General features: G+C 50.4%; 17 protein-coding genes and 1 pseudogene. 1 reads left to right on the forward strand and 17 read right to left on the reverse strand.

The annotated features are described in order from the left end of the window. Positions 1-81: 81 nt before the first annotated feature. The 3 genes and pseudogenes from N438_RS04785 to N438_RS28700 form a co-directional block, all read right to left on the reverse strand. On the reverse strand, positions 82-2,679 hold the full coding sequence (locus N438_RS04785; protein ID WP_116696136.1) for a hypothetical protein: 2,598 nt from the start codon (positions 2,677-2,679) through the stop codon (positions 82-84). 178 nt (positions 2,680-2,857) lie between these two features. Then, on the reverse strand, positions 2,858-3,361 hold the full coding sequence (locus N438_RS04790) for a type VI secretion system-associated protein TagO (protein WP_080876410.1): 504 nt from the start codon (positions 3,359-3,361) through the stop codon (positions 2,858-2,860). Positions 3,362-4,080: 719 nt separating this feature from the next. Next, positions 4,081-4,272, reverse strand: a pseudogene (locus N438_RS28700) (DNA translocase FtsK); the annotation flags it as partial. 162 nt (positions 4,273-4,434) lie between these two features. On the opposite strand from N438_RS28700, the gene N438_RS04800 reads away from it, so the two are divergent. Then, positions 4,435-4,905 carry a hypothetical protein gene (locus tag N438_RS04800; protein WP_243414549.1) on the forward strand — a complete coding sequence of 157 codons (471 nt, stop codon included), beginning with the start codon at positions 4,435-4,437 and terminating at the stop codon, positions 4,903-4,905. 35 nt (positions 4,906-4,940) lie between these two features. Here the strand turns inward: N438_RS04800 and N438_RS04805 are convergent, their stop codons facing one another. From N438_RS04805 to N438_RS04870, 14 genes are all read right to left on the reverse strand, one after another. Then, positions 4,941-5,246, reverse strand: coding sequence for a hypothetical protein (locus N438_RS04805; protein ID WP_116696138.1), 306 nt, complete (start codon positions 5,244-5,246; stop codon positions 4,941-4,943). Further along, complete coding sequence (locus tag N438_RS04810; protein WP_116696166.1) at positions 5,239-5,463, reverse strand: ribbon-helix-helix protein, CopG family; 225 nt, start codon at positions 5,461-5,463, stop codon at positions 5,239-5,241. Before N438_RS04810 ends, N438_RS04805 begins: the two co-directional genes overlap by 8 nt. Before the next feature lie 137 nt (positions 5,464-5,600). After that, the gene (locus N438_RS04815) at positions 5,601-5,762 is read right to left on the reverse strand and encodes a hypothetical protein (RefSeq protein WP_116696139.1); all 162 of its coding nucleotides are present in this window, start codon (positions 5,760-5,762) and stop codon (positions 5,601-5,603) included. Positions 5,763-5,929: 167 nt separating this feature from the next. Beyond that, positions 5,930-6,412, reverse strand: coding sequence for a hypothetical protein (locus tag N438_RS04820; protein WP_026005925.1), 483 nt, complete (start codon positions 6,410-6,412; stop codon positions 5,930-5,932). A 39-nt stretch (positions 6,413-6,451) separates the two neighbouring features. Then, positions 6,452-7,384 (reverse strand): phage tail tube protein, encoded by a 933-nt coding sequence (locus N438_RS04825; RefSeq protein WP_116696140.1) that lies wholly within the window; start codon positions 7,382-7,384, stop codon positions 6,452-6,454. A 23-nt stretch (positions 7,385-7,407) separates the two neighbouring features. After that, positions 7,408-7,800, reverse strand: a complete 393-nt coding sequence (locus N438_RS04830; protein ID WP_116696141.1) for a phage tail terminator-like protein — start codon at positions 7,798-7,800, stop codon at positions 7,408-7,410. Then, complete coding sequence (locus tag N438_RS04835; protein WP_012967909.1) at positions 7,797-8,348, reverse strand: hypothetical protein; 552 nt, start codon at positions 8,346-8,348, stop codon at positions 7,797-7,799. The genes N438_RS04830 and N438_RS04835 overlap by 4 nt, the downstream gene beginning before the upstream one ends. 1 nt (position 8,349) lies before the next feature. Continuing rightward, complete coding sequence (locus N438_RS04840; RefSeq protein WP_116696142.1) at positions 8,350-8,733, reverse strand: glutamate 5-kinase; 384 nt, start codon at positions 8,731-8,733, stop codon at positions 8,350-8,352. 1 nt (position 8,734) lies between these two features. Then, positions 8,735-9,145, reverse strand: a complete 411-nt coding sequence (locus N438_RS04845; protein ID WP_048324643.1) for a hypothetical protein — start codon at positions 9,143-9,145, stop codon at positions 8,735-8,737. 3 nt (positions 9,146-9,148) lie between these two features. Further along, positions 9,149-9,361, reverse strand: a complete 213-nt coding sequence (locus N438_RS04850) for a hypothetical protein (RefSeq protein ID WP_110228730.1) — start codon at positions 9,359-9,361, stop codon at positions 9,149-9,151. A 40-nt stretch (positions 9,362-9,401) separates the two neighbouring features. After that, positions 9,402-10,538, reverse strand: a complete 1,137-nt coding sequence (locus tag N438_RS04855; RefSeq protein WP_116696143.1) for a P22 phage major capsid protein family protein — start codon at positions 10,536-10,538, stop codon at positions 9,402-9,404. An 87-nt stretch (positions 10,539-10,625) separates the two neighbouring features. After that, positions 10,626-11,390 (reverse strand): DUF6651 domain-containing protein, encoded by a 765-nt coding sequence (locus N438_RS04860; protein ID WP_024359389.1) that lies wholly within the window; start codon positions 11,388-11,390, stop codon positions 10,626-10,628. A gap of 106 nt (positions 11,391-11,496) precedes the next feature. Then, positions 11,497-12,609, reverse strand: coding sequence for a phage minor head protein (locus N438_RS04865; RefSeq protein ID WP_004184466.1), 1,113 nt, complete (start codon positions 12,607-12,609; stop codon positions 11,497-11,499). Next, positions 12,593-14,017, reverse strand: coding sequence for a DUF4055 domain-containing protein (locus N438_RS04870; protein ID WP_116696144.1), 1,425 nt, complete (start codon positions 14,015-14,017; stop codon positions 12,593-12,595). The genes N438_RS04865 and N438_RS04870 overlap by 17 nt, the downstream gene beginning before the upstream one ends. Positions 14,018-14,020: the final 3 nt, after the last annotated feature.

Below are 14,020 nucleotides of genomic sequence, written 5' to 3' on the forward strand. Positions count from 1 at the left end.
ATAAGATCCTTGTGTTTTCTTGCACCTACTCAGATTGTTAGACTTACCTACCTAATCAAGTCTCAGCTAATGCAGTTTAGCTTACCTAGGACCGTGTCGTGTATAGTTTCCTTTTAGAGCGTTGCCAAAAGCTCCTTGTGGCATGGTAACCTCCTTTGTGAGTTCACCTTTTAACTGCCTGGAAAGCTGTCGATTATTCTGATTGAGTGTAGCGCTCAACTGCTCCGGAGTAATACCCTGGAGATGAAACTCCTGATTAATCGGCGCGTGTACAGTTGTTTGCCTACGGTTATCGCTGTTAACGTTCTGAACACCAGTACCAAACCCTGTACGCCCCAGAGTTGCATCAAGCGGTTGGCCATTTCGAAGTGCCTCAAGCTGAGACACGCCGATCCGGTTCGTTGATGCCTGGTCGAAGACGTACTCTCCTTTGTGAACAATACCCGCTGGCTGATACTTACCCCCGGGGCCGGTATACCCCCCCTCAGCGAAGCCAACCCCTGCAATACTCTGAATGCCTGAAACTATTTCCGCCATTGACGATGCAACGAGAGCATAGTTGGCGAGCTTCTGGTAAATCGTCAGTGCTGAGGGGTCTGCCATGGCCTGAGAGATGGCGGTATACATGTTCAACGATGCCTGAGCGATAGAAAACGCCTTACTCACTGCAAAAGCCGCCTTATATGCGGCTGACTGATTGCTAAACATGGTGCCCATTGAGTCAGTGATGGATGAAAATGCATTCTGAGCTGACTGCATTTCGGCTGCATATACAGCGGTACTGATGGCCTGCTGGTTCCTCATGCCGTTTTCATGAAGTTCAGAGAGAGCCTGCTGGCGCTGCTGAGCATTCAACTGGCTATTCTGGGTGATGATTTTTTCCTGGTCGTTAAGCCAGAGAGCATAATCGGTCTGCGCCTGTTTCAGCTTTTCGATGATTTCAAGCTGAGGGTCAATCTGCAGACCTATCATATTCAGGCCTTGCCCTGCCAGGTCACTATTCGTCGCACCTGACGTGAGCGTTCCACCGGCCTTGTTTACCCCAGAGATAACTGAATCCGGAAGCACTGATTTACTAATCAGGTCACTCGCCTGCTTCCCAGCAGCCTCCGGCGTCAGTTTCTTCAGCTCAACCATCTTTTGAAGAATTTCGAGGCGTTTTTGCAACGTCTCATTTTGGCGCAATTCCTTTGGTGCAATTTGCTCCTGCATTTTCCGGTAATCGTCTAGGGTTGCAGTAGCTTTCTGACTTAGTTCTAGACGTTTGAACGCTGCGTCTATCTCTTTGGACATAGACAACAGCGACTGTTGATCTTTGGTAACTGGCAGCCCTTTGGCCTGTCGATCCTGAATAGTCTTAATCTGCTCTTCAAACTTCAGGCGCTGCATTGCGACCACTGATAATTTATCGCTAGCGTCCAACTGCGCATTGAATGCTGCAGTTTGCTCGTTAATCTGGTTAAGTAGTCGCTGCCCTGCATCCTCAGAGTAAGCTTTAGTTTTACTACCTGTTCCAGGGGAAAATGTTCCGATATGCCCCTGCGCAAAACTTATTTGATTACGCATATCGGTGAGGTTCTTTATGAACTCATTACCTCCATTTTTTCCGGCAGCATTAATTTTCCCCCAAGCCTCATCCACCCATTTCTGGATATTGTCTAACTCACCGTTTACTTGGCCTGACACATTGGCGAAAACATCTTTGATTTGATGATAGGCATCAACGGGGTGTGAAAGGTCTATATCCTTAATCCCATTCCACAAGTCAACCATCCCTCCCATGGCCTTGGTAACACCCATGAAAGCACCTGCGACAGTTACAGCGGCCTTAGCCAGATTTTTAAGCCAGCTATCCAGTGTTTGGGATACGGCTGTAACATCTATTGCTTTTGCGGCGAACGTAGTGAACTCGCCTGTTAGGTCGCTGATCGTTGGCATTAATCCCGCAGCAATCTGAGTTCTTAGCCCCTGCATTGAGGAATTGACCAGCCAGCCAGTGGTTTCCAACTCCTGCGCCGCACGAATTGTTTTCTGGTCGAGAATAAGACCCAGCTTCTCCGATATATCGGCCATTTCACTGATCACTTTGCCGCCATTCTGAAACATCGGTATCAAAGCAGTGGCATCGTTGGCAATGGCCTCCATATAGAAAGTCATCTGCGCTTGTGAAACATTGGCTTTTTGCAGGGTATCAACATATAGCTGCATTGCAGCTGGCCCTGAAAGATTCTTAAACTGCTCAGCCGTCACACCAACCTTTGGAGCTATAGTCTTAAAAAAATCCTGGAGCTCCCCCCCGCCGGTGCTCAGGAAGTCACCAACCTTATCATTAACATCCTTCATTATGTCGGAGAACTTCTCCTGAGATATCCCCGCGGCACTGGCAGCTATGGCGTATTTCTGAAAATCAGTAGTAGACGCATTAGCTATTTTTGACAACCGGCTAATCTCAACACCAGCCTCTGCCGTGTGCTTGATCATTGCCGCCAATGCCGTTCCTGCCATGAGTGCGCCAGTAGTAACTGCAGCAGTTAGAGCTGCACCTAATTTACCGACGGCAGCAACAGTCTTTTCACCGTTTGTTGTGAGCTTAGTTAGCGAATCAGAAAGGCTATCTGCATTACGTTTTGCCCCTACGCTATCGAGAATAATGGCCAGGCGGGAGGTTTGTTCTGTCATTTAGCGATCTCCGGGCAATAAAAAAACCCGCCGAAGCGGGTTAGAAAACGTTGAAACGATGATAGTTAGTGAAGGCTACCTACAGCCACCAGCGATTCTTTAGCCAACTTCCGTGGCGAAATCAGTCATCCTTATATCATCTATGATAAAAAGCCCACCTGAGTGGGCTAGTTAATTTTTACGGCCATGAACACGCCTTTCGTACTTCATGTATCGCTAAATCAGCACCATCAAGGTTAAACTGCGCATCAATATCTCCTTGTCCGTACGGCTGGAATCTAATGAGCAACCTTTTATGTTCAGTGAGTTTCTTAGCTTCATCTATCGGATTCATTGAAAAAAGCGCTCGCCCTCCTTGAGCCACAGACCACTGGCTTGATGAGGCCTTTCCTTTATCGAATCTCATCATAACAGTAGATGTTGGATGCCCGTAATAACCCTCAGCAGATATTAAAAACTCCGTCTTATTATTAAAGCATCTAACTGCTAACCCCGCCTTGCTCCCGGCTTTATTGTATGGTTCTGACTGTAACGCAACAAGAACATTAATATTGTCAGTCATCGGGTCCTTTTTCTTGCTGATCCCCCACCCGGATAGCATCTCAACATCCTCAGCAAAACTATTACCAGCAAACACAAGTGACATAATAATCAAATATATGCATCGAGTTTTCTTTGTCATTTTAATGAGTCCCTATTGTTCTTTATCATGGATGAGATGCGAAACCATGCCGACTCTGGTGTATTTCCATAACGTTCAATGAATTTACCAATAGACTCGCCATCGCTACCTACCATATCTCTACAGATTTTCATCCACTCTATGGCTTCATCATGACCTAACCCGTCATCAACAATTTGATGAGCCAGAAGCATAAATCGCAAGAAATCTCCACCATCTTGAGGAACATAACCGACTTCAGAAGCCATAGCCCCGTTAACCTCCCTTGCCCATGCTCCAAGCTCTGCGGCTGGCTTTAGGTGCGGCAGCCATACGCCTTGCCACTCCTGCTTTACAATACGAGGTAATTTATGAGCAGGAAGCTTTTCTATCCTGCCATGCTGACACAGAACGCTGGTAGGCGTCCGCATCTGCATTGTGGCAGAAAACCTATATCCATCAAGTATCTCACTGTACTCTGCGTCACCTGGCTTTAATTTGTTTTTCTGTTGCTGCGCCAAATATTCAAAAGGCGATGAGGATTTGAGGATAAACACCTTATTGCCTGATGGCGCTACATTTCCTGTATCTTTGAGCCAAATTACAATTCTCTTATTTGTAATTGCTGAAAGCCTTAATTGTTCATCGACTGAATTTGCAATTTTGGCTTGCCTTGATAATTCTTCTTGACGCCGCCTTTCCTTTTCCTCTCTAAGAGCTTTCAAGTTAAGAGCGGCTATGTCGAATTGCGAGGACGCCAAGACGTCTCTGTTTCCGTCGCTCCCTTGGTTGCTAACGACTCCAATCTCCTCCATTTGTTCAACTAACCGCGATGCACGGCTGTACCCGATTCTAAACTGCCTCTGCAGTCCAGCTACGGATGCTTTCCGCTTTTCGATTACAAAGCTAATTGCCTGATCAAACAAAGGGTCATCGAAGTTATCGCTTTCCACATCCCTATCCCCATCATTAACATTTGCACACAGATTAACAGGGATGCGCGTAGGCGGCAAAATCACCTGATCGTTTATCAGGATGTTAGCCTCGTCTGTATCAGTGTAACTTAGAGAGTAAAGCCCAACAAAGGAATTACCATGGATAAGTTCGACAGAAATGTACAGCGTGAACTGCTGAAAGAACTATATGAAACATCACCGTATGGTATTAACCATGAGCGAGAAGGTCACTATAAATCAGCATTTGGTAATGAGGATAACCTAGTAGCAAACCTTATCTACCTTCGTGACCATGGGTTGATAGACTGTCATTTAGAGCAAGTCATGTCCGGAGCTTATATTGTTATGCTCGGTAACACTAAAATAACGAATAAAGGAATTGACTTTATTCGGGATGATGGTGGGCTTAGTGCAATATTGAACGTTCAAACCATCAAATTCCATCGAGAAGCCGTAGTCATCCTCGAAGACCTCATCGCGATTTCGAACATGAACGATGAGCAGAAAGAAAAAGCAAAATCCACGCTCGCTGAACTTTCAACGGAAGCACTTAAAACTGTGGTACAAGCTGCGACTACCGCAGGTTTAACAAAGTTACTCGGACAATGATTTGATCTATAGAACAAAAACCCGCAAGTAGCGGGTTATTCATTGGTCTTATTTGAACTGCCGAAATAATAACCAAGAATCAATGACCCTATAGGTATAACACTATCAAAGACCTTATTAAAGACCTCTATAATATCTTGTTTTGGTTGTGCATCAGGCGCAATTCGCCAAAATATCAGGAACACAATCAGTCCGAAAAGACAAATTAACACCCATTTTGCCATCTGAAAACGGGCAAGAGGAAGATTGAACTGGATATCTCCAACCTCTTGCTCCTCATCCGCCAAATTAACAGTAAATGGTTCCTTTCCCGATGGTTCCTTACCATAAGAATCAGCCATGGCTTTTCAAGCCTGCAATTTTTCCTACAGCCTTAATTTCGCCACCTTCATCTTTTATAATTCCCAACTCTCTTCCGTTTTCCATTTGTTCTTCGGAAATTTGTAGCAAAGCAAATGCTCGGCGTACCGCTTGCGCTCTGGATATCCCCCTCTTTGAGGATACTTTTTGAATCAAAGCTTCCATCTCTGGGGAAAGCGTAACACTTAAACGAGCCATAAAACCTCCAAACAGCATCACTTATGCATCTATTGTGGTGCACTTCGTTCATTTTTTCAACTCATTGGATGATGTTTTTGAATTTTAAGGCCTGCATGTAATGCTAAAAGGGTTGGAGTTCCATGCCGAGCCTCATTTTACTTACTGTTCTTCCTCTGTTCTTTCGACCACTCAGCCCTCCAGACATCATCAAGGGCCAGTATCGCTGCATCAAACTCAATGCGGTCGATCAGGATGGTGCGCGAAGCCAGGTAAAGCTCGATATCATTCAGGGATAGAGGGAGCGGTACTCCGGCCATGCCCGCATACTTCCTGCCGCGCGATATCATGGCGTAAGCGTTGAGGATCTCCCCCGTGACAGCATCAATCTCGGGCTCAGGTATGGGCGGGAGATTTAGCTTCTCCCTGCGCCACTTTGCTTTCTCGCCCTGCTCGCCAGCGAAATCCTTTAGCCACTTTTGGGCCTCTATGGCTTTTTTACGGTTTCCTGAGTCTGCTGCTCCTTACCCTGAGCAATATTTGCCGCCTCAGCCAGTATCAGCCAGTATAGCGCCGGGTGCTGTTTCAGCATGGCAGCCCCAAGTTCTGGGGTGTAGTCGAGAGCAACCTCTATGCCGTCGACTAACTTACCTACTCCCTCCCAGCCTTTCAGCAGGAACCGAGCGGCGTTATCGATCAGCAGGTCATCAACAGAGTCTATATCGTCCACGCTGGCGAGATTAAAATCCGTTGTCCCCACCTTATAACCTGCGTCCATCTTATCGATGTGGCGGCGCACCAGCGCGTTACGAGAGCGATATTGCGGATTCTCGCTGCTGGCCACCAGCAGGCGAAGTTTGAACAGCGATTCTTCTTCCGGCGAGAATTCCTTTTTGCTGCCTTCTGGCTTTTTGTAGGGATAAAACCAGCGCTCGCCATTTAAATCAATTTTCGGGGTAACAATCAGCATAAAAAACTCCATAAAAAAACCCTCCAAAGAGGGCCAATGTTAATCACCACCGCCAGTAGTGGCAGGAACGCGAGTAATAGTTGGCGGAGTATTGGCCGCGGTGATATCCAGCTGAACCTGAACAATGTCAGTGCTCCCCGCATCCGGCCAGTCGCCGGAGATCTGCACTTCCGGGAAATCGAAGGTATAGGCGCCTTCAGCATTCTCCAGCGTGAAGCTAAACGGCACCGTTTCGCCGGTGAACGTTTTTTTGTAAACCTCCCAGGCAGCCTTTGACCATGACAGCGTGATTTGACCTGACGGGGTAAAGGTTGTCGGAATGTTTGCGCCGGCGAACGCCGAACCGGTACCGATGCAGCGCTGAGTCTGCATATTGTTGTTGAACTGAATGTTAAAGGTGTCGACGCAGAAGCCTGTCCCGCCATCAATACCATTTAGCCGGATGTTTGTGACCTCTTTGAAGGAGTAACGCAGCGCCCCCGCTAAATCCACTGGCGTGGTGAAAAAGCTGGTATCGTCCCCCTTCGTCTCCCAGTCCAGCCCTGCAAACGTAATGGTTGCAGTGATATCACCATCGGCCGGGATTTCCATCTGGAAGGTACCAACCTGGCAACCGCGGGCAATCTGGGCGATCCCCACATCACTGGAAAAGGTCGCCACGGAGAACGTAATACGACCATTACCCATCGTCAGCACGTTATTTACCCATTCGGCGCCGAAACAGCTGGCAAGAAAATCGTCATGCTGATTCCAGCGAAACCGTGTGCCGACATCGCCGCCGACATCCACTGTGCCGCGTGAAACACCCTGCGCCATACGGTCACCAGCGATTTCGTCATTGTCGTTGGTGTTCTGCGTTGGTTTCAGACCAAATGAAGAACGGCGCAGCAGGTTCCACGCCCCTGCTGTTGGCGTGATTCCTGGCGTTGTCTCGCGAATAAACGCGGCTACTACTTTTGCACCTGAGCTCACAGGAGCCTCCTGTTTTTTGTGCGCTACAGAGCGCGATAAGGAATTTGAAGATTGAGCTGTAACCAGCCATCGGTCTCACCCGCCGGCACAGCAGAAACAGCGAAATAACTAAGTTTTCCGTCGTCCCTGAACTCGAATAACTCCGTTAGCTGATCAGCCGTCCGGGAGATAAGCAACGTCCCGGAGCCAACCGGAACAAATAGCTGAATGATGAGTAAGCCCGTCCTGTGGACGACTGGCCCATCCCCGATCTCGGTTGCGCCAGCCTGTCCTGCAATGTTGGTGAGGCGGGCCCAGATATCGCGGTTGCTGGGGTCAAATACCGGACCATTGGGATAATCCACCGAATCAGAGGCAATAGCGGTCTGTGCCGCCATTCGGGAAATGACAGCGTTTCTGATTTCTGTAAGGGTCATTTGTAGGCCTGAATCACACCATTAAACGAGACGGCATAGACGCCTGTTGGCGCCTGCGTTGAGTGACCATTCTCCAGAGGCACGGAGTAAGGCAGGTTCGACTGAATGTAAATCACCGAGTAGGCTGGCGCCTGGTCAATGATATTTTTGCCATTAAGAAATGTCATTGTCCCACGCGGATCCGGCTCGGTCGGGACGGAGTGATCGGGTTCGCCGATGCTGACAAAATGCGATGCCCTGAAGGTTCCTGCGCGATACTCAGCCGGCCGCCTGATATCCATGCTGTCATTAACACGGACTTTCTTCCTGAGCCTTCCGGTTTTGGTCAGGTTAGCAGGGTCGGCATAAAGAGATTCGTTCCATTCCCCAACAGCTTTGTTGTATTGAACCGCGGTCGCGTTGATAGCCCACAGCTCCGGGTTTCCTACCGGCGACCGTTGAACAATTTCATTCAGCAGTTGAATGGCGATTGTCCGCTGGCGTAGTTTGACATCTTCGGCCACCAGCCCGGCGAATGCCGCCGGGTCAATGTTCCAGCCCTTAGCCATATCACGCCCTCCGCAGTTGAATGGAGTACGCAGCGCCAGCAGAGTCGGCAGAAGCGGTTATGATGTCGTAACGCTGAAGCTCACCCGTAATCGGATCCGGCGCCGTGATGAAATGCCCGACTGCCGGCTTATCAGTCACCTCGTTAACCAGGGCGGTTAGCTTCACATCACCATGCAGAATATTAACGCCATCGATACGGTGGAGTTTATAGCGCGCCAGCACTCCACGCCCCGAGTAAGTCACCTGCGTTTCAGTGCCGGTTTCCGTCACCGGGTCCCAGGCACCTCGAACGGTGTATGACCCAGTGAAATCCTTAACGGCATCCTGCAGGTCTGTATCGAAGGCTGCGGCTACATCGGTCTGCAACTCGTCACGAATGCCCATATCACCCCCTCACCAGCCGCACCTGTGACTGACTAACGCCATAGGGCTTAAGCATGGCCAGCGCCAGCTGCAGGTCCGAATCAAGCAATGCCGAACTGTTGGTACCGAGTTCTGCGAAGGTCTTTGAAACAGAAACGTCGTCAGCGTCAACCGCCTTACTCAGCAATACCCCCGAATCAGTTTTCTGCTGATACAGCCCGCCATTTGCCGCCGACAGCGCCGCATAGGCGCCAGCCTGTTTCACATCGTCAGGAATAATGGTTTCGTGAGTTGCCTTATTGCACGGTAGTTTCAGGTTAAGTCCATTCACCCAGGTATTGGCCATCAGCACAGATTTGGCTTTTTTGCTTTCATCTGTCCAGGTGGCACCGAGAATCGAATTGACATCTTCAACGGTGATGAAAGTGATCATGCATCACTCCATTTCTTTCCAGCCGTGCGCCTTCCAGTTCTCCACTTCATCAGGGTGAACGTTGGCGGTATTGGGCGCACCCGGGAATGCCGGGAAATCGGTAAACATCGCCACCAGCAGCGATGTGGTCGTTACGGGTACGTTGTTATCCACCTTCGTAGACGCAGTTTGCTCAGCAGCTCGTTGGGCGCGCTGCTCTTTTGTTAATCCGGCCATTAGCCCTCCACTAAAAAAAAGGGGCCGAAGCCCCTGTTTATCAGCCCAGCAACAACGCAGAGTGCGCGGACTTAACCGCCGCTACGCCCCAGGACAAACCGACTTCGTAACGCACCTGGCGATACTGGCGGTACAGTGCTACCTGGTAAGTAATGCCAGATACCGGGTCAGTAACGTTCATCACATCATCCGCGGTATCGCCGCCCTGCGGCATTGCCGGAGTTCGGGATGCAAGCAGGAATGCATTGCGATCAAACGCCATGTTTGCGGTGTAGGCGCCACCAGCGGTAATAGCGGTGTTGTCGGCCAGTGCCTGACGTAAGCCAGGAGCAGCCAGGGTGATTGCTGTGGCCGTCGCAGCAGCAACAAGGTATTTATTGCTGTCCCCGTCAAACGTCACGATGTCACCTGCTGCAAAAGCACCTGTGCCGGTATCAATGGCAATCAGAATTTCGCCTTCAGCTTTTGCTCCATTCACCAGGTATCCGGCAGCCGGAGATGCAGCGCGTTTCTTAACATGCGCGGATTCGTGGATGTTGAAACCTTCAAGTCGCCCCACAATACCTTCACGCAGAAGCGCATCAGTACCGGACTCGTTTACTTTGAACAGAACAGACTGTTTACCGCGGAGGTTTGCGATAGCCGAAGAACCGAGAACCATCTGCAGATCTGTTGTCGGCGAACCGTTGTCAGAGAGAACCTGGCGCGCATTTGCCGCATCCGACAAATCACCTGCAATACCGAAAGGAGCGGTGCCGGCCGTACCAACAGCACGGGAGGATGCGAAATACAGAGCTGCAAGATCTGCATCCATCTCATTAGCCAGCGCGCGAAAAGCCTGCTTAAACTGATCAGCAAGGATGGTGTTGTATGTCCCTGCGGGCCCCAGTGCCAGTTGTTCCTCACCGTTCCATTTGACCGGGGCCATTTTAGATTTGGTGATTTTGACATCAACGGTGCCGATCGTCTGGTCGCCGTCATTTGGCGCAGTAGCCCCCGGGGTAATATCAACAGTGGTTGCCGGTGGCGCAACCGGCGCAGTAACAGTCTGGTCCTTCGCCGCCGCATCAGCTTTAGCATTGCGCGATACAGCCGGGATAAAACCGACCTGTTCGCGAGATACGGTATCCAGAGCCGTGAAGATAGTCGGGATCAACCCGGTAAGCGTATTAGCCATGTGTATGGATTCCTTGGAAATTAAAATATAGGGTTGGTTGAGCTATCCAGCTCCGGCACCAGCAGCCATCCGGCGGCGGGCAAAGAATTAATCGACGATGGTGATACCGTCTTTGAGAGTTGATTGCTGATCTGTCGGACTCAAACTGGTAAACGCATCGCGTTTCATTGTTTTCTGCCCGAGTGAATGCTGAGACTGCCGTGAGCCGCCTCCCTGGTTGCCGCTGGCCTTCAGAATGTGGTCTTTCTGTGGGTACTGCTCCACCAGGAACTCCAGCGCCTCATCAAAGGCCGCCAGTTCGCCCGGCTTCGAGCGGGAGTAAATTTTGTTGCCAGAGCCATCATAGGCAACGACTTTGCCGTCCTCGACTTTGAAGGACTGACCGAACCGCGCTTGAAGCATATCTGCCGGAATTGCCACTTTATCTGCGATGAATTTCGAGCCAGAGAACCGGCCGCCGATCATTTCCTGATAAAGCTGGCCTTCAAGGGTCGTCGCACGCTGAGTAGCTTCATCAAGCTGGGCCTGGAATGATTTGGTGATATCCGCTTTAACCTGATCAACGGCGCCTGCGTCGATCAGTTTTTTCTGGTCGATTTTAGTCATCATCTCCAGCGCTTCGAGCGCCTTTGCCGGATCGCCGATTTTGGCAAACTTAGCCAGACCGGCTTCAGCGGCTTCTTTGGCTTCACGATGAGATTTCGCCTCGCCATTCAGAGAAGAGATTTTCCCAACGGCCTGCACAGCATCAAAACCAACTTCCTGGCCGTCATCGTGGACGTAGACGGGTAAACCGCTGGAATCGACTTCTGCATAGCTTTTGCCGTTAACTTCGACTGTTTTCAGTTTCATGTGGTTACCTTTTCGGTGGTCATCCGACCGTTGCACCGCTCACCATCCGGATCACGGCAATAAAAAAGGCCGCCCGGAGGCAGCCTGATGGAAGACTTAAAAAGCTTTAAAGTCTGGCGTTACTGAACGCCTGAGCATCCAGGTTACGAAGTTGCTCCAGAGTCAGCCATTCGCCCTTGTCGTTGTAGAAGTCATCGGGCGACATGCCGCCGTCACGAATCAGCCGGGCCCGGGTTACGCCAACGATCTGGGACTGTCGCGTGAACGACTGGCGCGAGAACCAGCCCTGATAATCGGTATCCGAAGGCACCTGCCCGTCCATGCTGGCACGTGAGCTATCTGATATTTGCCCAACAGCAATACCCAGCTCATCAGACGATTTCAGGATGTAGGTTTCGACGCTGCGACAGCAGAAATGGATTTTCCCGGGTCCCTGCAGATACGGCACCTTATGGCCGATCGGCTTGTTATCCAGTGTGTACTTGAGGCGGTCGCGAATCCGACAGTCTTTTGATGTACGGTTATCCAAAGTGGATAACCACTGCTTACCCTTCAAAATGTCATCGTTCGCATCTGCAAAGCTTTTCCTGGCTGTAGAAGCAAGATGCCCCACAGCCGTTTTTGCAATACTGCCGGCATTGGTTCGGCTCATCTGCAGCGCGCCATCCTGATAGCCACGGTTAGCATGACCACGGACCTTTCTGGCGATTTGCTCATGCGTATCGCCCAGGAGAAAACCCTGCCGCACTGTATTGGAAATTCTTGCCATCCTGTCAGCTTCAAGGTTATCTGCCCACTCCGAAAGCAGGCGCCCCTGAAACGGCTGTGCCATCGCAGTTGCGTAAACGGCATCCGGTGAAATGCCCACCAGCGGGTGAAGCGATAGCACATCATCGGGGATCGCAAACTGGAACAGGCTCAGCTGAAAGCCTGCTTCGTGCTGAGCGAGTTGCTGCAGCTCATCAGATAGTCCCGCGTACATTGACTGCACAGCCTCGCGATTGAGAGCTCTGACACTAACGAGCAGCGCTTCCAGTCGCGACACGGTAAAGCTGTCAGCATCCAGGCTATCCATCGCTACCAGCAATCTGGCTGTCAGTTCCGCATCGCTGTCATTCAGGATTTTTATCATCCTGTTTGCAACACTGGTGCTGTACCGCGCTATCCATATCGCATGCGCTATCGATTCATCCTGAAGCTTGTCATTCGCCGTTGCCATTTGCACCACCCGGGTTACTCAGTCCGCCGGCCAGCGTGACCTGCTGATTTCGCAGCTCGTCGATTACCTCTTCGGGCTTCGCATCCGGATCGATAAATTTTAGGGCCTGCAAAACGCGAACAGCATCGACCTGACGTATATCACCACCCTGGCGGAGCGACTGAACAGCTGTTGCAGCTGCGGCATCAAACGTCTGGGCTGAAACATCCAGTTCGGTGCGTACATCGACATTGCCGCCTTCTTTCTCGCCCAGCCATTCCGCCATAATCTGCAGGATATTATCGAGCGCATCCTCAAGCGAGCTTGCCATGGTGTAGAGAGGTGAATTCTCCTGCATCCGCTCTTCGTGAGTCTGGTCTAAGGATTTAGTCGATGTGTTTTCCGCGCGCAGCAGTTTTGCGCCGGTCTGACGCATCTGGTTTTCCAGATCCTCAAGGGAAATCTTACCGGCTTCAATCGCAGCCCCGGTATGCTCGACATATTCCAGTCCCTGCCGCTGTCGGTCATCGAAACGAGTCGCAGAGGAAGAACCTATCGTCAACGTTTCGCCATCAGCCAGACCGTAAGCCACCAGCAACGGCACGCGAGCGACATGAAGAATGTTGTCCTGTTCACTCTGACTCTGCCAGTGCTTGATATTCAGTAAGGCGAGATTAAGCAGTGGCGGTGAACCGCGCATAAAGCCTGTGCGTTTCGTGTAAAGCGTCACCAGGGGAATATCATCGCGACTGGTTTCCCACTCGTCGTGAATCTGCCACTGGCTTTCGCCGTTATCACCTTTATTTCGGCGATAAATTTCAACCTTGCCCGGCATGATATGGCGTATTTGCTCAACTTTCGTTTGCCCGTAATCGTCGCCATCAATAATGATGACCTCTCTGATACGCAGATCGGTCAGCATCACTTTCCCTTTAACCACTTTCGATTTCCAGCCGATGACCTGGCGAGGATTTAACATCGTGGCATACGGGCGGGATCCCGCGGCTTTTTCGTCGGCTTTAGTTTTTACTGCCTCCCGGTCAATTTTCGGGAAATCCACCAGCGCATGTACCAGGCCATACTGGAATCCGATGCTGAAAAATTGCTGCGCCCAGACATCGAGCCGGTTTCCTTCCATATCAATATCCGGCGACAGCTCCCGTATTTGTTCAGGAGAATCCTCACTCAATACCGTCGGCTCAGCAAACACTCGCCCGATGTTTTGTTTAATGGCCTCTTCATAGGCAGGGAGTAACGTTGCCGAAGCCAAACGCTCCTTATAACTTTCAGGATCTTCGTTCGGCCATTTCGGGAGATACTTCTTGCCCTGCCGGCGCATTTCCAACGTGCCGCCCATCAGCGCATCATTAATATCCCATGCCTCAACCATGTCGTTATAGTCGAGGTTGGGCGTTGAAATATCAGGCATGGT

Source organism: Klebsiella sp. GL120222-02 (assembly GCF_003097195.1).
GTDB classification, from domain to species: domain Bacteria; phylum Pseudomonadota; class Gammaproteobacteria; order Enterobacterales; family Enterobacteriaceae; genus Klebsiella; species Klebsiella variicola.